Raw genomic sequence first — 18,557 nt, forward strand, 5'->3', positions numbered from 1 at the left:
CCTTTGTATTTCAATCATGCTGTTATATTGTGTCTGAAAAAAACAATTTCATAGATTATATCCGGGTTTTTTGTCGCAGTGGTCATGGTGGTGCCGGTGCCAAACATTTCATGCGCAATAAATTAACTGCAAAAGGTGGCCCTGATGGTGGCGATGGTGGTCGCGGTGGTCATATCATATTACGTGGTAATGCCAATTTATGGACGTTACTGCATTTGCGTTATTACAAAAATGTGCTGGCAGAGAATGGTGAACCGGGATCAAAAAATAATTGTACCGGACATGACGGTGCGGATATTATTCTTGAAGTGCCTCTGGGAACCATTGCAAAAGATGAATTGACCGGTAAAATTGAAGCTGAAATTTTAGAAGATAAGCAGGAAGTAATTTGGTTGAAAGGGGGTAGAGGCGGTTTAGGGAATGCCAATTTTGCTACACCTACCAATCAGGTCCCGGAGTATGCCCAACCCGGCGAACCGGGAACGGAGGGCTGGAAATATTTAGAATTGAAAGTGTTGGCCGATGTGGGTTTGGTGGGATTTCCCAATGCAGGAAAATCTACTTTATTAAGTATAATTACTGCTGCAAAACCTAAAATTGCCGATTATGCTTTTACCACCTTAATTCCGCAATTAGGAATGGTGGAATATCGGGATGGCAAAAGTTTTTGTATTGCCGATTTGCCTGGTATTATAGAAGGCGCTGCCGAAGGCAAAGGTTTAGGGCATCGTTTTTTACGGCATATTGAACGCAATTCGGTATTGCTTTTTTTAATACCTGCCGACAGTAATGACCATGTAGCGGAGTTTAAAGTTTTATTGGAAGAATTAACCGCTTACAATCCTGAAATGCTGCAAAAAGATTTTATGATTGCTATTAGTAAAGCCGATATGCTGGATGAAGAATTAAAAGAAGCCATCCAACAACAATTACCATCCCATATACCTCACCTGTTTATATCCTCTGTAACCGGTCAGGGTTTAATGGCCTTAAAAGATGCGCTCTGGCAAATGTTGAACAAGCCTCTTTCAGCATAAACAATTCGTTTTTGCCGGATACTTTTAAATGTATATTTATTTATTATATGTATTATTTTTGGTGAAATATTATTAAAAATACAAACGATCGTTAGTGTTTTGTTTGGTAACAATTCGTTAATGTGACAATTTTTTGTGTATTGGGTTACCTTTTTTCTATTTTTGTATTAATAGTTGAAATGAAGTAGGCCTTACTGATTTTTTCTTCAACGCACCGCTTGCCTACTATGAAATACACCATCTGGTTGGTTGTCAAATGAAATCAAGTTTTTTTAATTAAAAAAGATGCTTCGGCATCGGCGGGAAATTATTATTTCATTTAAAACCAAAAAACATGAAAAAAGTAGCATTAAACAAAGTAGCCAACAAATTTTTTGCAGGTAGTTTAGTAGCAGCAGCATTATTTTTATCAGTACATGCACATGCAGCCAACAACATTACCAAAGCAGAAAACGACAACAACAAAGTTCAAATTAAATATACCGGTAGTAATGATGAGTATTTAAATTTTACTGTATCATATTCCAATCCAACTGGTAACAAATTTGATTTAACTTTTTATGATGAAAGTGGCGATGTAATTTATTCTAACACTTTTAAAGATCAGAATTTTGTAAAACGTTTCAGCGTTCCAAAATCTGCTTATCAAAAGTTAACGGTGGTGGTTAGCAATGCCAATGGTGTTGACCAAAAGAAATTTGATATTGCTATTCGTACCAAACAAGTGGATGATGTAAAAATCAGCCAACTGTAATAGTGTAAATTAAAAATTTTGTAAAAAGAAAAAGCTATTGCAAACAAATGTTGCAATAGCTTTTTTGATGGGTTGCAATGCTTTTTAGCTAAATAAATATTCCAGATCTTCTCTGCTCAGTGATTTTACAAAGCCTTCATCATCTGTTATTAAATCTCTTGCAAGGGCTCTTTTTCTTTCCTGAAGGTTTAAAATTTTATCTTCTACCGTATCAGTACAGATCATGCGATAAGCAAAAATATTTTTGGTTTGTCCAATGCGGTGTGTTCTGTCAATGGCTTGTTGTTCTACTGCCGGGTTCCACCATGGGTCAACAATATACACATAATCGGCAGCGGTTAAATTTAAACCAACGCCACCGGCTTTCAGTGAAATAAGAAATACCCTGCAACTTTCTTCATTTTGAAAACGTTCAATGGCTTTTTGCCTGCCTTCTGCCGATGTGCTGCCATCAAAATATTCATAATCAATACCCAGTTCATTTAATTTTTCTTTGATGAGTGCCAGCATACCCAAAAACTGTGAAAATATTAATGCCTTATGGTTACTGATGTTTTCAGTAATTTCTCTGCCCAATTCTTCCAGTTTAACCGAAACATTCGGGTACTTTTCATCTTCTTTAATAATGGCCGGGCTATCGCAAATTTGCCGTAGTTTCATTAAGCCCTGCAGAATGGTTAACTGCGATTTTTGAACGCCTTGTGTATCTACCACACCCAGAATTTTTTCACGAAAATCATTTCTGTATGCATCGTAAATTTTTCGTTGTTCTGCACCCATTTCGCAAAATAAAACCATCTCCTGTTTTTCGGGTAGATCCTGCGCCACCTGTTCTTTGGTTCTTCTTAAAATAAATGGGTATAATAATTTTCGAAGATGTTCTTTCTGTTCTTTTTCATTAAACTTATCGATGGGTATGGCAAATTCCTGTTTAAAAAATTCAACCGTACCCAACATGCCCGGATTTAAAAAATTCATCTGTGCAAAAATGTCGAATGTGTTGTTTTGAAGCGGTGTACCACTTAAGCATAGTCTGTTTTTCGCCTTCAGTAAACAGGCTGCTTTTGTTACTTTGCTGGAAGGGTTTTTAATTGCCTGACTTTCATCCAATACCACATAATCGAAAGGTATTTCTATAAATTGTTTAATGTCGCTACGTAAAGTGCCATACGTTGTAATGATTACATCGTAATTGGTATTGGTTAATGATTCTTTTTCTCTGGCTCCGCCATGATGCACGTAATGTGATAATTCAGGCGTAAATTTTTTAATTTCATTTTGCCAGTTAAACATCAGCGTAGTAGGACAAACCACTAAGGTTCTTAAATGGCCTTGTTCTTTTTTGATATGATACATAAATGCCAATGCCTGAATGGTTTTACCCAAACCCATATCATCTGCTAAAATTCCACCCCATTGTACTTCGCGTAAGTAATTTAGCCATTGAAACCCACTTTCCTGATAAGGCCTTAAAACACTTTGTAAGTGTGCCGGAGCAGGTGTAGGCTGAATGGCATGATTATCTTTTAATTTTTCATATTTTTTTTCTAATTGAATAACTAATTCTTCGTCGTTACGCTGCGCATATAGTTCTTCTATTATACCAAAATGATACTTGCTTAGCTTCATGTTGATGTTCTTTCCTTCACCAATTCTAAAAAGCAGCGCATATTTTTTTAGCCATTCTTCGGGTAAAATTCCCAAAGTGCCGTCGGCAAGTTGTACAAACTGTTGTTTGTTTGCCAATGCTTTTTTTACATCTGCTACAGTAATTTTTTGTTCGCCAAACTGAATTTCTACTTTGGCATCAAACCAATCTGTATGTGAACTGATGAAAATTTTGGTAGAAGGTTTTGCGGTATTGAACCTGAATTTTTTCAGGCTTTCAAAACCATAAATAGGTGTTGCCCTATCTTTTAAAGTATCTATAAAAAGAAAGAACCAATTGTTTTTAAGTACATCAACTCCCTTTAACGCCAATGCAGTTCCGCTATCAGATTGTAAGAAATGGGAATGGAGTTTTTGTATTTCCTGAATAAATGATTGCTCTGCTTCTGTATTGCGATAAATCATTAAAATTGTATCGCCCTGAGGTATAATTATTTTTTCATTATCGCCTGGTTGTATCTGGTAACCCTGGTAAGTGAATATGGGTTGAAACAATAAGTAATCGCCCTTTTCTTTTAGCAGAACGCCTGTTTCGGGTTTACTGTCTCTTACTTCTTTTTTGCGAATATTTCCAAATTGTATGTTGTATTGTTTAGAAAGCGGAATGATGAATTGCTCTAATTTATTTTTCCATTCTTCTGCTGCAATCACAATTTGCCCATCCGGCAAAAATTGTTCAATCAATAAAATATCTTCCGGTCGTTCCCAGTTATAAAATCTGCCATTATTTAAAAATATAAATGGGGTATTTATTTCGTTTTCATTTACACTAATTCTGCCAACAGGTAATTTGGCATAACATTCTATAATGTATTGATTATCTTTTTGCTGAATAAAAAATTCAGGTACAAGTGTTTGCTGTTCAAATTCAGCCGGTTCAATATTTGCGGTAGTAAAATTTTTTCCGGCGGGTAAATAGAAAGTAAAATTACTCTCGGCCAGTTCAACAAATAATTTTTTGAATTTAGGGTGCAGGTATTCGTTAATCAGATGTTTGGTTTCTTCCGGCAATTCATCGCCATGTTGCTGAATAATATTATCCCAAATGCCGCTGAATGGTGAGTTTCTGGTTAAATATCTGCTTACTTCTGTTGGTAATAATTTACGTAATTGTTGTACTAAAATTTTATCCTCTTCATTAAAAACTTCCGTATTAACAAATTTATTTAAATCAACTTTTTCAATTTTACCGGTGTATTTGCTAAAGTCTTCATCAATTTCTCCTTGTATGGCATCTACTTGTATGTATGGGTATTGTGGTTGATTTAATATAATAATGGTACCCAACTTCTGTTGTATTTTGCCGATAATGGTATTGGTTTCCTGAACTGCCTGTTCGGCAACATGATTTTGTTGCTGGTTTCTTTCTGCAAGATATGCAGGCTGAGGTACCAATTCGGTATGTGTATTTTGGGTAATGCGTTTAATAGATGGATCTAATACTTTTAAAAATGGCTTTCCATTGGTATAAGTAAACTCAAATTTGCCGGATAAGTCATCAGTTAATGCATAGCCATAGAGTGATAATAGTTTATTTTTTTCATTGTCCCAATTTCTGATGGAATCAAAATAATTGGGGCCATAATTATTGAGTAATTGAAGCAGTACAATGGTTTTATGAACACATAAAGGGTGATGTGTATCACTGTTACAATTACATCCTGTATCAAAATTGCGTTCTTCATTTTTTTGCAGAAAAATGGTGAACTTTTGTTGATCAATGAATAGTTCGGCAACTACTTTTTCATCTTTTGCTTCAATAATATTGGCAGTATTGGAACGAACAAAATTTTCCGCAAAAAAATAGTTCTCCTGGCCGGCGAGCATGCGGATAAGCTTTACGTCTAAAACTTTCATTTTAACAACCGTATGCTTTTGGTCGTAACTAATGTCTTTTTCGCCCAATAAATTTTTATCAATCATTTCCTGCAACTGGAATAATGCACCGGCTTTGTGCCTGCAAATTTCAGTTAAGTTATAAGGACAGGTACAACGAAGCGAAAGTGTTTTAGGATCTTTATAATGTTGAATATAAACTTTGTAAAAAGTACCGTAGGTATCGTCTTTTACCCTGAAAACAACGCTGTTCATTAAAGCATCATGTTCAATCAGTTCTACGTTGCCGGATGCATGTATTTTTTTTCCACGGCGAATGACTTCTTCGGCTCCGTTATTATAAATATGCTTAATTAAATAGGGTAATGCCATAATTCCTGAACACTGCTAATATGAATAATTTGCTTTTCAAGGATGCCTTTTTTTACTGAAAAGTGCAATTTGCAAATTTACGGCTTTGTTGCGTAGCAGGTGTCAAAAATTTTGATTATTATATGAAATGTTTGTTAACTCACTGGCTTAGCTTTCTATTAAAAACCTTAATGCATGGCCAATAATGCACCATTTTTATACAGTGGTAAAACATTGGCTACATTTGGAGTTACACAATATTCTAAATCTTTTTCCAGACCATATGCCGATAGGCGATGCCAGTGTGTTGTTTTTCGGATAAATGTGTGCATATTATCTTGATGCAAGGTATACATTTCCTGTGCCATGAGCGATGCATCACAATGAATTTTAAAATGATTGGTCACTTTGTTTACAACAGCCCCTGCAAATAGGGTATCTTCTAAATTAAATTTATCTTTCCAGGCTGAGCATCCTAAAATAACATTCTTTTTTTGTTGCATTAAAAATTCTGTTACTGCAGCAAGATTTGGAAAAGAACCTGTTATAATTTCTGCAGCACCATTGTTTAATGCCATGTGTAACAAGCGGGTACCGTTAGTAGTTGTTAATACCAATGTTTTACCCTCAATAAAAGATTTAGGATAATCACCGGGTGAATTACCATATTGTAATCCTTGAATTACTTTTCCATCCCGTTCGCCGGCGGTAATACTGTTTGGCGTGGCTTTCCCAATTGATATGCAATTTTCAACACTATCAACCGGAATAATTTTTTCCGCTCCATTGTATAAAGCAGTAGCAATAGTTGAAGTGGCTCTGAACACATCTATTATCACTACAATCGTATTGCTTAAATCATATAAATGTAAAAGTGCAGGCGATAAAACAGTATGCAAAACCGGTTGCTTCATTGATGATAATTTAAAATATGCGTTGCCGTTTAATGGCGAATGAGCAGGCATAAAAAAAATAATGAATGCCTAAACATGTACAAATATACTGGCTGTATTTGAATGTTAAGGGCAGTGATGAATGCTTATTTTCTGTATTCAATTTTTACTTTCACCACACCACTTCGCAACATATCTAAACTTTTGGCTGCATTCTTACTTAAATCAATAATTCTTCCTTTTACAAACGGCCCTCTGTCATTAATACGCACAATCACCGATTTTTGATTGGCTAAATTAATAACTCTTACCTGGGTACCAAAAGGTAAATGCTTATGTGCTGCCGTAAAAGCAGATTGATGAAAAGCTTCGCCGCTGGCAGTTTTTCTTCCTTCAAATTTATCGGCATAATAAGAGGCGTAGCCCATTTCTGTGTGTATCCTTCCACTTCCTGCTAAAGTATTTTCCGGAATTGTTTTTCTATGACAGGCAACTGCCAGTATGCAAAGCAAAAGAATAATGCTTTTTTGAGGCAACAATTTGTTTAAGTTCATTTTTCGGAAGAATATCATCATGTATTTTATTTTGTAAACGATGGGATGGGTGCAATATATTAAAAAAAACAGGCAACAAAATTTGTTGCCTGTAAACAATGCTTTATTAAAAATTTATCAGGATAAAAAGGGCATTTTTACAATTTGTGCTTTCACTAAACTATTCCTGATTTCTATAAAAATAAAATTGCCCAATGCGGCATTTGCTGTATTTACATAGCCCATTCCAATTCCTTTGTTCAATGAAGGGGCTTGTGTACCACTGGTAACATGGCCAATGGTTTCGCCCTGTTCATTTCTTATCAGGTAATGATGGCGTGGAATACCCCGGTCAATCATTTCAAATCCAACTAATTTTTTTTGTATGCCATTTTGTTTTTGTTCCTGTAAAATAGATTTGGCAGTGAACTCTTTGGTAAATTTTGTAATCCATCCTAAACCAGCTTCTAATGGGGTAGTGGTATCATTAATATCATTACCATACAGGCAATAACCCATTTCCAAACGTAAAGTATCTCTGGCGCCGAGCCCTATTGGTTTTAATCCCTGTGGTGTTCCGGTTTGCATGATGGCATTCCAAATGGTTGCTGCTGAACCATTGCTGTCTTCAAAATAAATTTCAACTCCGCCTGCACCCGTATAACCGGTGGCACTAATTAAAACATTTTCAATACCTGCAAATGTTGTTTTGATAAAAGTATAATAAGACAGGTTCAAAATATCTGCATCCGCTAATGGTTGTAAAATTTTGGTGGCATTGGGGCCTTGTATGGCCAGTAAGCAGGTTTTATCGCTAATGTTGTGCATTTCGGCACCAAAAGTTTCATTATTTTGACGAATCCAGTTCCAGTCTTTTTCTATGTTGGCTGCATTTACAACCAGCATATACGAATGGTTTTCATCTAAGCAATACACAATTAAATCATCTACAATACCTCCGTTTGTATTGGTTAGACAACTGTATTGCGCTTTACCTTTTGTTAATTTTGAAGCATCATTGGTGGTGATTTGTTGAATGAGTGGTAATGCCTGTGGGCCTTTCAGAATAAATTCGCCCATATGGCTTACATCAAAAATACCTGCATTGTTTCTTACAGTTTGGTGTTCATCGTTAATGCCACTGTAACTAATGGGCATGTTGTATCCGGCAAATTCTGCCATTTTAGCGCCTAACGCTATGTGGTACTGGGTAAAAGCTGTGTTCTTCATGTATGCATTTTGTTGGTAACAAAAATAAGTGAAGTAACAATGGTGTAAAAAAATAATTGCATACATGTATTAAATGATATATACAAAGTGCCTCTACCGTGAACGGCAGTGGCACAGAGGTATTCCCAACTTCAACCTATTTTAAATCGCGAATCGCGTTCTTATTAAGTCTGTTACATTTTGTTGCAGAATATCAATCGAGTCGTTGGTATTAGCGGTAACCTTTGTTTTTTTGGGTGCTTCGGGCTGGTAGTGATAGCGGTTGCTGTCTTTGCTGTCCGGTTGGTTCAATTCTTTTTTTAAATCTTCCGATTCTTTTTGTAATTGCTCTAATCGTTGTTGCAGTTCTTTTTTGCTTTCTTGCAGGTTGGTATCATTACTGTCATTATCATTTGAAACATCGTCTAAATCTTTTAACCCATTTTTAGTCATTAAATAAGTTACATTTGATTTCCAGTTGAATGCTCCATTGTCATTCCAACCCCAGTTCCAATTATCATCAAACCCAAGCGAAATATTGTCTGTACCATCATCCCAATTGTTTTTGCTGGTAATTTTTATTTTTTTCCCTACCGGTACAGCTATGGTAACAATTAAATGTTGGTTTCTGAATTTATTGTTTTGGTTAATAGCAATGCCATTGTTAAACCGGATAGTAGAATCGTTTTGTGTAAGCTGAAAAGTAATGGCATCTGCATTTACATTGGCTACAGTTCTGGATGAACCATTGGCTAATTTTACAGCAGTGATGTAAAAACTGTCGGTAGCTGATTGTATAATACGAATATTGATATTTCTTACAAATACACTATCTTCATCTATACTAGTAAAAGGTTCTAATCTAAACCAGCGGTTATTGTTATAGTAAAATTTATTTTCATTCCCGCGAATAATTTCTAAATAGCCTTTAGATGGTTGTTGAATGCTGATGTTTTGTTCAATGGGGTTATTGCGGTATCTGAAATCATTGCGCAATGAAACCATTAATCCAATAAAGCAAAACAATCCAATTAACCAAAGTGCCGTAAAACTATAGCGGATAATGTTTTTGTTGCCTTTTACATTGGCTATTTTTCTAATAATAAAAGTAACAATACCAATTACCGGCACCCAAATAAAGAACAGCAATGTACCCCAGGCAAAAATGCTTTGCCAACCACTTTCTAATATGTAATTTTTTAATGGCATTAATCCGGTAAACACTACACCCAACGCAAATAATGCAGCTACAATAGCAAATACTACCACACCAATAATGAAGTAGGCAAATATTTTAAACAACAATACAATTACATCACCCAATCCTCTACCTGTTTTGCGTGCTACGTTAGTTGCTTCTGTACCCATTTCTGTACTCTTTTCGTTAAAGCTTTTGCCAAATTCCTGTGCTTTATTTTTAATATCGTTTCCCATTTTTTCAGCACGTTCTTTAAAGCCTTCCATATCGCTCTGAATGGTATTTTTAATACTTTCTACATCTACCTTTTCGCCGCGTAGTTCTAATTTTTCAGCAGCCGTTTTTGCTTCGGGTAATACTATCCAGAATATAATATAAATTACCAATGCACCCGGGCTGAATGAAAAATTTACAAAACTTGGAAAATCAAATAATCCCCAATGCCAGTGCCTGAAAGCAAATGATATAAAAGGCAGTATGAATAGTGTCCTTGGTATCCAAACATTGATGCCAAAATATTTTGATAAGCCACTGCACACACCTGCAATCATTTTATCATCCGGATCGCGGTATAATTTTTTGCGTTGTGCGCCAATCATTTTGGAAGCAGTACTGGGTACTGCAATCCATAAAACCAAATAGGGAATGAAGGTTACACCAATAAAAATGGCAGTAAGAATACGAATAATTAGGGGGTCAATATTTAGGTAGTTGGCAATGCCACTACACACACCGCCCAAAATTTTATTGTTTTCATCGCGAAATAAACGATTGCCGGAAGTTGAGCTGCTGCCGGTATTGTTTCTTTTGTTTTCTGCAGTGGTTTGTTCTGCACTGTTTACGCCTTCTGCATCAAAATCCTGTGGCCTTCCCATACTATTTAATACAGATTCTACATCTGCATCTGTAATACAGGTATTGCCTTTTTGAAGCACTTCTGCAAATAGTTCTGCAATTCTTCCTTCTATGTCATTAATAATTTCATCACGCCCTTCTTCATTAGCAAAATATACACGCAGGCTGTCTATATATTGCTGTAAATTGTCATAGGCAGATTCTTCAATGGGAACAACTCTTCCCTGAAAATTAATGTTGATTACCTTTTTCATGGTTAAATGTTTTGTTTGCCGAATAAAATGGGTGCCGACATGGTATGGCCGTTTCCATCATTCCATTCAGAAAGTTGGTTAAGGTTGGTCTGTTTCGTTGTTTTGGTTTTTAGGCTTAGTTAAGGCATGAACGGCATCGGCCAGTTCGTTCCAGGTATCTTTTAATTCTTCATAAAACGCCAAACCTTTATCCGTCATCATAAAGTATTTCCTCGGTGGTCCACTACTACTTTCTACCCATCTGTAACTAAGCAGGCCTGCATTTTTTAAACGGGTAAGTAATGGGTACAATGTTCCTTCTAAAATGTTTAAGTTGGCGGCTTTCATTTGTGCAACAATATCGCTCGGATACACTTCGCCCTGGCGAATGACTGATAAGATGCAAAACTCCAATACCCCTTTACGCATCTGGCTTTGTGTGTTTTGAATGTCCATACTTTTCGGAGTTTTAATGTTTGCTTTTTTTAAAGCATTTGTTTTTCAATTCTTTTGGTATCAGTGGGTCGGTTTTTAAAACCATCTGTTAAAATGTCAAATACCTTCTCTGTACCCTAACTCTTTTCATTCTGTGAATATTCCACAAATTGGCTGCACTTAATACCGGTTTAGCGGTTTTTAAAATTGTTGCAGTGGCAACAGTTTCTTTTGTTTCGGCGGTTAATTGTGCTACTTCTACTTGGGTTAAGTTAGCGAACAATTGTTTTTGTTGTGTTTTCATTTTTTTATGTTTTAATGGTTTTTGTCTCATTGACAACACAAAGATGCAATTTTATTTGGTACTATGCAACACATAGTACCAAGTTTATTTTAGTAATAGGCTGACTAAGGAATTCTATGATTATCTCAAATAAATGATTATCAATCATTTATGTAAAAATTCATGATTTTTTTCTTCGACTGATTAGGATGAACGGTAAAATAAAGTGATGAAAACAGCCTTAGAAATAGAAAACAAGCCGGTATTTAATTTTTTTCCATCCATAATATAATAGCTTAAAAAATGCCTTTAGCTTAGAAAAAATGGCAGATATAAATGGCAGATATAAAAACACCCGCTAAACCCGTTGCAAAATTTTAATCAGTTGCATCAGGAAAATATATTAAAAAGATATATATTGTAGAATTGAGTATATGATACCTGCCTGAGGATTCAGTTTTGAAAAAAAATCATTAATAATCATATGAAATTTTTTAAAAATTTTAAAGTGGGAAGAAAATTTATTTCTTACCTGTTACTTTCTGCAATTAGTTTTCAATCTTTAACGGCACAACCAACCGGTAACCAGGGTTATGCAGTTTATAACCTGTTAAACGGTTATAATAATGAAACGATTGATTTTTGGTTTACAGATAATATTTATATTTATAAATTTCGAATACAGGACTTTAGAGAAAGCAGTGATTATAAAAATATGATTAAAACAATGTCAAAAAAAGATTCCTTAGCTTTTGAAAATGTTGTAAACAATATTAATAAAAAAAATAAAGAACTACCTACCAAATACATATTTGGTGCTTTAAATAAAAACTTTACGATGCAAAAAGAATTGAGAAAGAATTTAACGGAACTCTGTGTTATTGACACATTACAGTTTATAAAATGGGAAGTATTACCAGACACGCTAACTATCAATGGCCTGTTGTGTCGAAAAGCAAATGGCTATTTTGGTAGTATGAAATACATTGCCTGGTTTGCGCCATCTATACCTGTTTCGGTTGCGCCTATGCAATTAAGAGGGTTACCCGGATTGCTGGTAAAATTAAATAACCTGAATACCCATGCCCAGGTAATGATGACCTATTTGGAGTGGCCTTCAAGAATTATGATCAATGCAACCTCTTGTGCGATTGCTACAGCAATTGGAAGAGCCGAATTTATTGCTCAAGAGAAAGTTGCAAAAGAACAAAAGGATAAGCAAATACGCAACGCTAAAACGGTAAGTGATTTATTAAATTCAATTGAACACGAATAGTTAAAGTAATTTTATACGGGCTTCCCCTTTTTAATAACATAAAAAAATTAGAAAATTTCTTTTAAAAGCTATTGAACAAAGTGAAGCGAAGGCGTAGCCGAAGCGTAAAGAAACTCTATAGCTTGTTCTTTTTTTTCCGATATACCCTTGGTAGTAACCTGATTATCATAGCCCCTCATACACAATGGCTGCACCCTGACCAACCCCCACGCACATGGTAGCCAATCCATATTTCGCTTTTCGCTTTTTCATTTCATGTAACAATGTGGTTGAAATACGGGCACCACTACATCCCAAAGGATGGCCTAATGCAATGGCACCGCCATTTACATTTATTTTAGCAGGATCCAGTGATAAATCGCGCAGGCAGGCAATACTCTGGCTGGCAAAAGCTTCATTCAATTCTATTAAATCCAATTCACTGGCCTGCAAGCCGGCTCTTTGCAAGGCTTTACGGCTGGCGGGTACCGGTCCTATACCCATAATGGCAGGGTCTACCCCGGCAGTTCCCATACTTACTACCCTGGCCATGGGTTGTAAGTGGAATAAACGTACGGCTTCTTCGCTGGCTAATAATAAGGCCGAAGCACCATCATTAATGCCGCTTGAATTACCGGCAGTAACTGTTCCATCTTTGGCAAAAGCAGCTTTTAATCCGGCTAATTTTTCCAAACTCGTTGGGCGTGGATGTTCATCTTCGGCAAAAACAGTTGGCGTTTTGTTTTCGGTAATTTCAACCGGAATCATTTCATCTTTCCATTTACCTTCAGCCAGTGCAGCTGCATATTTTTGTTGTGAGCCCCATGCAAAAGCATCTTGTTCCTCACGACTTATTTTCCATTTTTTGGCCACATTTTCGGCAGTTTCACCCATATTGTAGGGATGATATAAAGCTGCCAACTTTTTATTGGTAAAGCGCCAGCCAATAGTGGTATCGTAAGTTTCGGTTTTACGGCTCCAGGCACCATCGCTCTTGGCAGTTACAAATGGCGCTCTGGTCATGCTTTCCACGCCACCGGCTATATACAGCATCCCATCGCCACAGGCAATGGCCCTTGATGCATCCATAATGGCTTGTAAACCACTGGCACATAAGCGGTTTACGGTATTGCCACCCACGGTAATCGGTAACCCTGCTAACAAAGCTGCCATCCGGGCTACATTTCGATTGTCTTCTCCCGCCTGATTGGCAGCACCGGCAATTACATCTTCAATCAAATTCACATCTATATTCGGATTGCGTTGGATTAGTGCAGTGATCATCAATGCCAGTAAATCATCGGGCCGCATGGTGCTTAATTTGCCGCCATAACGGCCAATAGGGGTGCGTACAGCATCAATTATATAAACCGCTTTCATATATAAATTATTTTTTATGAAGTATCATCAAATAAATGTGTTGCAAAGGAAAACAAATCACATTATCTGGCAAAATATACCTCTTGGCGCTTCTGTACTTATCTTTGCCGCATGAATCAATTACCGAATATACGTGCGTTGAGTAACGAACAGTTAGCTGGGTTTATGGAAAGCATTGGCGAAAAAAAATTCAGAATACAACAAATACAGGAATGGCTTTGGCTAAAACATGCCTCCGGGTTTGATGATATGACCAATTTAAGTAAGGTACTTCGGCAACAACTATCCGAACATTTTTCACTGCCCGCATTAACCATCGATACTACACAAAACAGCGCCGATGGTACCGTTAAAACCCGTTTTACTACCTTCGATGGGCATAAAATAGAAGGCGTTTTAATTCCTACCGATGAAAGAAAAACCGCTTGTGTTTCCTCGCAAATAGGATGCAGTTTAAGTTGCAAATTTTGCGCTACCGGTTATATGAATAGAAAGCGAAATTTGAATTTCGATGAAATTTATGACCAGGTCATGCTCATTAACCAACAAAGTGAAGCCTTGTACCAAAAAAAGTTAACCAATATTGTGTTTATGGGCATGGGCGAACCCTTGTTGAATTATAATAATGTGTTAAAAGCCATTGATCGCATTACAGCAGAAGATGGCATACACATGAGTGCCCGCCGCATTACTGTTTCAACTGCCGGGGTGGCCAAACAAATTAAAAAGTTGGGAGATGATGGCGTGAAATTTAAACTGGCGCTGTCCTTACATGCGCCCACCGATACCAAACGCAATGAAATTATGCCCATTAATGAAACCAATAACCTGAAGGCATTGGTGGAAGCACTCAATTATTTTTATGCCAAAACAAAAAATGAAATCACTTTTGAATATATTTTATTTAAAAACTTTAATGACTCACAAAAAGATGCGGAAGATTTGATTAAATTATATCGCCAGGTTCCTGCCGATTTGGTGAATATTATTGAATACAACCCCATTGATGCATTTGCTTTTCAAAAACCGGATGAAGAAGGAATGGAACGGTTTATGCAACATCTGGAAAAAAACAGGGTAAATGCCCGTTTGCGTAGAAGCAGAGGGAAAGATATTGATGCCGCCTGTGGCCAATTGGCCAATAAAGGCAAATAAAATTATTGATTAGTCCTTATTAAATCGTTAAGAATGGCAGCTCTTACATTTTGGGCTGTTTTTTTCATTATATTCATGCCTGAATAAACCTATATGCTATTTGTATTCCAAACGCTAAAATATAAGCATAATAATGAACATTAATATTTAAGTTCCTTGGTAATACAATAAAAATCAAAACATGAGCACATGAAAAAAATTTGGAGTGTACTTTCGGTAGCCTTATTGTTAAGTTTTGGTGCAATGGCCCAACCTTATCATTTCAAAGGCAAAAGCAGGCATCGCCATGCATGGCATAAACACATTAAAAAGTACAATAAAAAGCATTTGTAACGCCGGGTGCAAATGCCTGTACACTGCTTTAATGCCTTACCGTACATTAATTTACATACTTTTGCGCTGCCTGTTGTAAAACAGTAAATAGCAAAATATGGCAAAAGCATTTGAAAAGTTTATGGATAGCAGCCCAAAGGGTGCTAAGAAAAAAGAAGCTATCCGTCAGGAAAAAAGAAAAGCCAAAGCTGCTTCCCGGGCAGAAGGTGAAGCATTCCGGAAAAAAAAATGGGAAAAAAAACATGGTATTGCTACTGCAGCACCTGCCCCACCATCCCGATCAAAAAAATTTGATAAAACCGCACTTAGCCCTGAAAAAGAGGTGCGTCAGTCCTCTAAATCATTTCCCGATTCCTCAAAGCAAAAAGCAACTGCACCCGTTATTACGGTAGCTGCCGATCCCCTTGCGCCTATGCCACTAAATAAGTTTTTAGCGCATGCCGGTATTTGTGGAAGGAGAGAAGCGGCTGAATTAATTAAAGCCGGACAGGTTACAGTAAATGGCGATACCATTTTTGAACCCGGCTATAAAGTGTTGGGGAATGAAGATGTGAAATGGAAAGGTAAACGTATTTTTCTTCAGAAGAATCTGGTATACATACTGCTCAATAAACCGAAAGACTATATAACCACTGCCAAAGATCCGGAGGGCCGTAAAACGGTATTGGATTTGGTGAAAGATGCTGCCAAACAAAGGGTATATCCGGTAGGCAGGTTAGACAGAAATACAACCGGTGTTTTATTGCTCACCAACGATGGAGCATTGGCGCAAAAATTAACGCATCCTTCCTTTCAGGTGAAGAAAATTTATGAGGTTAAATTAGATAAACCTGTTGCCAAAAAAGATTTGGAAGCCTTACTCACGGGCTTTCATTTGGAAGATGGATTTATTCAGGCCGATAGCGCTGCTTATGCCGATGCAAAAGATAAATCGGTAATTGGTATTGAAATTCACAGTGGCCGTAACCGCATTGTACGCCGTATGTTTGAACATTTGGGCTATGATGTGCGTGGGTTAGACAGAGTTTTGTTTGCCGGACTTACCAAAAAAAATATAGACCGGGGCACCTGGCGTTTTTTAAACGAAAAAGAAATCAGAAACTTAAAGTTTATGAACGGTTCCGGATTTGTGAAAGATAAAAATCATGCTTAAGTTCAGTTGCAATTATGATGAAATTGGATATTATTCTTGAAAACGAACAATTCATTGCCATACACAAACCATCGGGTTTATTAAGTATTCCCGACCGAATAGGAAAGGAGCTGAGTTTAAAAGATATATTGAAAGAAAAATATGGCAATATCTACACCGTTCACCGGTTAGATAAAGATACCAGTGGGGTGATTGTTTTTGCCAAAGATGAAGCCACCCACCGCACGCTCTCTCAAATGTTTGAAGCAAGGGAAGTGAACAAAATATACCATGGCCTGGTATATGGCGTTCCGGTGCATACAACAGGCACCATTAATGTACCCATATTTGCACATCCCGGCAAAAATGGTTTAATGGTAACAGACAACAAGGGTAAACCTGCTATTACTGATTATGCATTGGTAGAAAATTTTGGAAAATATGCCTGGATGCAATTTCAAATTCATACCGGTCGCACCCACCAAATCAGGTTGCACATGAAGTATATTGGGCATAGTATTGTTTGCGATGCTTTATATGGCAATCCTGCACCATTGCTGCTTTCTTCCATTAAGCGCAATTTTAAGTTAGCAAAACAGGCAGAGGAAGAAAAACCTTTGTTACAACGTTTGGCATTACATGCTTCTGGATTATCTTTTAAATGGAACAATGAAACATTCCAATTAGAAGCTCCCATCCCTAAGGATCTTCGCGCTGTATTACAACAATTACGTAAGTGGTAATATTGCTGTTTTCTTTAAATTATTTAAATTAGCCTTACTGCAAATAAGTATAACGAAAACATTAATAGTGTTATCATTTATTTTGAATGAGTCTATGAATGAAAAAGAATTATCATATAAAATAATTGGTGTGGCTGTAGATTTGCATACCCAATTAGGACCGGGATTATTAGAGTCTGTTTATGAAACCACTTTGGCCTATGATTTAAGGGAATTAGGGCTTGAAGTGAAAACACAGGTTCCAATGCCATTGGTTTATAAAGAAGTGAAGCAGGATATTGGCTATCGGATTGATTTACTGGTTGAAAATAAGGTAATTATTGAGGTAAAGTCTGTTGAGAATTTAGCTGCTGTTCATTTTGCTCAAACATTAACCTATTTAAAACTGGCAGATAAAAAGTTAGCACTGCTTATTAATTTTAATACAAAACTTTTGAAAGACGGTATTCACAGAATTGTGAATCGATTATAAATTTTGCTCTATATTGTTCTTTGTGCTCTTTGCGAGAAAAAATATGTTGCACGCAAAGCACGCTAAGATTGTTCGCGAAGCCCGCAAAGTTTTTATTGGTATCATTTCTTTGTGCTCTTTGCGAGAAAAAATATGTTTCACGCAAAGCACGCTAAGGTTGTTCGCGAAGCCCGCAAAGTTTTTTTTGGTATCATTTCTTTGTGCTCTTTGCGAGAAAAAATATGTTTCACGCAAAGCACGCTAAGGTTGTTCGCGAAGCCCGCAAAGTTTTTTTGGGAGTATGATTTCTTTGTGCTCTTTGCAAGAAAAAATAAGTTGCATGCAAAGCACGCTAAGGTTGTTCGCGAAGCCCGCAAAGTTTTTTTGGGAGTATGATTTCTTTGTGCTCTTTGCAAGAAAAAATAAGTTGCACGCGAAGCCCGCAAAGTTTTTTTGGGAGTATGATTTCTTTGTGCTCTTTGCAAGAAAAAATAAGTTGCACGCGAAGCACGCTAAGATTGTTCGCGAAGCCCGCAAAGTTTTTTTGGGAGTATGATTTCTTTGTGCTCATTGCGAGAAAAAATAAGTTGCCCGCAAAGCACACTAAGGTTGTTCGCGAAGCCCGCAAGGTTTTTTTTGGTATCATTTCTTTGTGCTCTTTGCGAGAAAAAATATGTTTCACGCAAAGCACGCTAAGATTGTTCGCGAAGCCCGTAAAGTTTTTATTGGTATCATTTCTTTGTGCTCTTTGCGAGAAAAAATAAGTTTCACGCAAAGCACGCTAAGGTTGTTCTCGAAGCCCGTAAAGTTTTTATTGGTATCA

Annotated in this window: 17 protein-coding genes; 8 read left to right on the forward strand and 9 right to left on the reverse strand. The window is 36.7% G+C overall.

Annotation, left to right across the window (positions count from 1 at the left end; all coding sequences use genetic code 11):
- Nucleotides 1–29 precede the first annotated feature (29 nt).
- The gene (gene obgE, locus EO766_RS08590) at nt 30–1,037 is read left to right on the forward strand and encodes a GTPase ObgE (RefSeq protein WP_074420181.1); all 1,008 of its coding nucleotides are present in this window, start codon (nt 30–32) and stop codon (nt 1,035–1,037) included.
- Between the two features lie 334 nt (nt 1,038–1,371).
- A complete protein-coding gene (locus EO766_RS08595) occupies nt 1,372–1,791 on the forward strand; it encodes a hypothetical protein (protein ID WP_068246008.1) in 420 nt (139 codons plus the stop codon).
- 84 nt (nt 1,792–1,875) lie between these two features.
- Here EO766_RS08595 and EO766_RS08600 read toward each other — a convergent pair whose 3' ends face one another.
- The 7 genes from EO766_RS08600 to EO766_RS08630 form a co-directional block, all read right to left on the reverse strand.
- The gene (locus EO766_RS08600; RefSeq protein WP_074420182.1) at nt 1,876–5,667 is read right to left on the reverse strand and encodes a DEAD/DEAH box helicase; all 3,792 of its coding nucleotides are present in this window, start codon (nt 5,665–5,667) and stop codon (nt 1,876–1,878) included.
- Between the two features lie 167 nt (nt 5,668–5,834).
- Nucleotides 5,835–6,560, reverse strand: coding sequence for a 2-phosphosulfolactate phosphatase (locus EO766_RS08605; protein WP_074420191.1), 726 nt, complete (start codon nt 6,558–6,560; stop codon nt 5,835–5,837).
- Nucleotides 6,561–6,685: 125 nt separating this feature from the next.
- Nucleotides 6,686–7,114 carry a septal ring lytic transglycosylase RlpA family protein gene (locus EO766_RS08610; protein ID WP_228733217.1) on the reverse strand — a complete coding sequence of 143 codons (429 nt, stop codon included), beginning with the start codon at nt 7,112–7,114 and terminating at the stop codon, nt 6,686–6,688.
- A 96-nt stretch (nt 7,115–7,210) separates the two neighbouring features.
- Nucleotides 7,211–8,302, reverse strand: coding sequence for a glycine cleavage system aminomethyltransferase GcvT (gene gcvT, locus EO766_RS08615; RefSeq protein WP_074420192.1), 1,092 nt, complete (start codon nt 8,300–8,302; stop codon nt 7,211–7,213).
- Between the two features lie 141 nt (nt 8,303–8,443).
- A complete protein-coding gene (locus EO766_RS08620; protein WP_074417954.1) occupies nt 8,444–10,588 on the reverse strand; it encodes a PspC domain-containing protein in 2,145 nt (714 codons plus the stop codon).
- Nucleotides 10,589–10,666: 78 nt separating this feature from the next.
- On the reverse strand, nt 10,667–11,023 hold the full coding sequence (locus EO766_RS08625; RefSeq protein ID WP_074417953.1) for a PadR family transcriptional regulator: 357 nt from the start codon (nt 11,021–11,023) through the stop codon (nt 10,667–10,669).
- Nucleotides 11,024–11,111: 88 nt separating this feature from the next.
- Nucleotides 11,112–11,306: a hypothetical protein gene (locus tag EO766_RS08630; protein WP_143439405.1), complete on the reverse strand. Its 195-nt coding sequence runs from the start codon at nt 11,304–11,306 to the stop codon at nt 11,112–11,114.
- 463 nt (nt 11,307–11,769) lie between these two features.
- Here EO766_RS08630 and EO766_RS08635 point away from each other — a divergent pair, with 463 nt between their 5' ends.
- Complete coding sequence (locus tag EO766_RS08635) at nt 11,770–12,561, forward strand: GLPGLI family protein (protein WP_074420184.1); 792 nt, start codon at nt 11,770–11,772, stop codon at nt 12,559–12,561.
- Nucleotides 12,562–12,726: 165 nt separating this feature from the next.
- Here EO766_RS08635 and EO766_RS08640 read toward each other — a convergent pair whose 3' ends face one another.
- On the reverse strand, nt 12,727–13,920 hold the full coding sequence (locus EO766_RS08640) for an acetyl-CoA C-acyltransferase (protein WP_074420185.1): 1,194 nt from the start codon (nt 13,918–13,920) through the stop codon (nt 12,727–12,729).
- 111 nt (nt 13,921–14,031) lie between these two features.
- Here EO766_RS08640 and rlmN point away from each other — a divergent pair, with 111 nt between their 5' ends.
- From rlmN to EO766_RS08665, 5 genes are all read left to right on the forward strand, one after another.
- The gene (rlmN, locus tag EO766_RS08645) at nt 14,032–15,075 is read left to right on the forward strand and encodes a dual-specificity RNA methyltransferase RlmN (RefSeq protein ID WP_074420186.1); all 1,044 of its coding nucleotides are present in this window, start codon (nt 14,032–14,034) and stop codon (nt 15,073–15,075) included.
- Nucleotides 15,076–15,264: 189 nt separating this feature from the next.
- On the forward strand, nt 15,265–15,408 hold the full coding sequence (locus tag EO766_RS08650; RefSeq protein ID WP_179853755.1) for a hypothetical protein: 144 nt from the start codon (nt 15,265–15,267) through the stop codon (nt 15,406–15,408).
- 97 nt (nt 15,409–15,505) lie between these two features.
- Nucleotides 15,506–16,561: a pseudouridine synthase gene (locus tag EO766_RS08655; RefSeq protein ID WP_074420187.1), complete on the forward strand. Its 1,056-nt coding sequence runs from the start codon at nt 15,506–15,508 to the stop codon at nt 16,559–16,561.
- A gap of 14 nt (nt 16,562–16,575) precedes the next feature.
- Nucleotides 16,576–17,283 (forward strand): RluA family pseudouridine synthase, encoded by a 708-nt coding sequence (locus EO766_RS08660; protein ID WP_287100876.1) that lies wholly within the window; start codon nt 16,576–16,578, stop codon nt 17,281–17,283.
- A gap of 94 nt (nt 17,284–17,377) precedes the next feature.
- The gene (locus EO766_RS08665) at nt 17,378–17,755 is read left to right on the forward strand and encodes a GxxExxY protein (protein ID WP_074420188.1); all 378 of its coding nucleotides are present in this window, start codon (nt 17,378–17,380) and stop codon (nt 17,753–17,755) included.
- 331 nt (nt 17,756–18,086) lie between these two features.
- Here EO766_RS08665 and EO766_RS08670 read toward each other — a convergent pair whose 3' ends face one another.
- Complete coding sequence (locus EO766_RS08670; protein ID WP_287100877.1) at nt 18,087–18,509, reverse strand: hypothetical protein; 423 nt, start codon at nt 18,507–18,509, stop codon at nt 18,087–18,089.
- Nucleotides 18,510–18,557: the final 48 nt, after the last annotated feature.

The sequence above is a fragment of the Hydrotalea sp. AMD genome (assembly GCF_004100315.1).
Classification (GTDB): Bacteria; Bacteroidota; Bacteroidia; order Chitinophagales; family Chitinophagaceae; genus Hydrotalea; species Hydrotalea flava.

Bases quoted from the DNA above. Each gene is read 5' to 3' on its own strand.
- EO766_RS08595 (WP_068246008.1), top strand. From the start codon at position 1,372: ATGAAAAAAGTAGCATTAAACAAAGTAGCCAACAAATTTTTTGCAGGT.
- EO766_RS08605 (WP_074420191.1), bottom strand. From the start codon at position 6,560: ATGAAGCAACCGGTTTTGCATACTGTTTTATCGCCTGCACTTTTACAT.
- EO766_RS08640 (WP_074420185.1), bottom strand. From the start codon at position 13,920: ATGAAAGCGGTTTATATAATTGATGCTGTACGCACCCCTATTGGCCGT.
- gcvT (WP_074420192.1), bottom strand. From the start codon at position 8,302: ATGAAGAACACAGCTTTTACCCAGTACCACATAGCGTTAGGCGCTAAA.
- EO766_RS08630 (WP_143439405.1), bottom strand. From the start codon at position 11,306: ATGAAAACACAACAAAAACAATTGTTCGCTAACTTAACCCAAGTAGAA.
- EO766_RS08620 (WP_074417954.1), bottom strand. From the start codon at position 10,588: ATGAAAAAGGTAATCAACATTAATTTTCAGGGAAGAGTTGTTCCCATT.
- EO766_RS08665 (WP_074420188.1), top strand. From the start codon at position 17,378: ATGAATGAAAAAGAATTATCATATAAAATAATTGGTGTGGCTGTAGAT.
- EO766_RS08655 (WP_074420187.1), top strand. From the start codon at position 15,506: ATGGCAAAAGCATTTGAAAAGTTTATGGATAGCAGCCCAAAGGGTGCT.
- EO766_RS08610 (WP_228733217.1), bottom strand. From the start codon at position 7,114: ATGATGATATTCTTCCGAAAAATGAACTTAAACAAATTGTTGCCTCAA.
- EO766_RS08625 (WP_074417953.1), bottom strand. From the start codon at position 11,023: ATGGACATTCAAAACACACAAAGCCAGATGCGTAAAGGGGTATTGGAG.
- EO766_RS08660 (WP_287100876.1), top strand. From the start codon at position 16,576: ATGATGAAATTGGATATTATTCTTGAAAACGAACAATTCATTGCCATA.
- rlmN (WP_074420186.1), top strand. From the start codon at position 14,032: ATGAATCAATTACCGAATATACGTGCGTTGAGTAACGAACAGTTAGCT.
- EO766_RS08650 (WP_179853755.1), top strand. From the start codon at position 15,265: ATGAAAAAAATTTGGAGTGTACTTTCGGTAGCCTTATTGTTAAGTTTT.
- EO766_RS08635 (WP_074420184.1), top strand. From the start codon at position 11,770: ATGAAATTTTTTAAAAATTTTAAAGTGGGAAGAAAATTTATTTCTTAC.
- EO766_RS08600 (WP_074420182.1), bottom strand. From the start codon at position 5,667: ATGGCATTACCCTATTTAATTAAGCATATTTATAATAACGGAGCCGAA.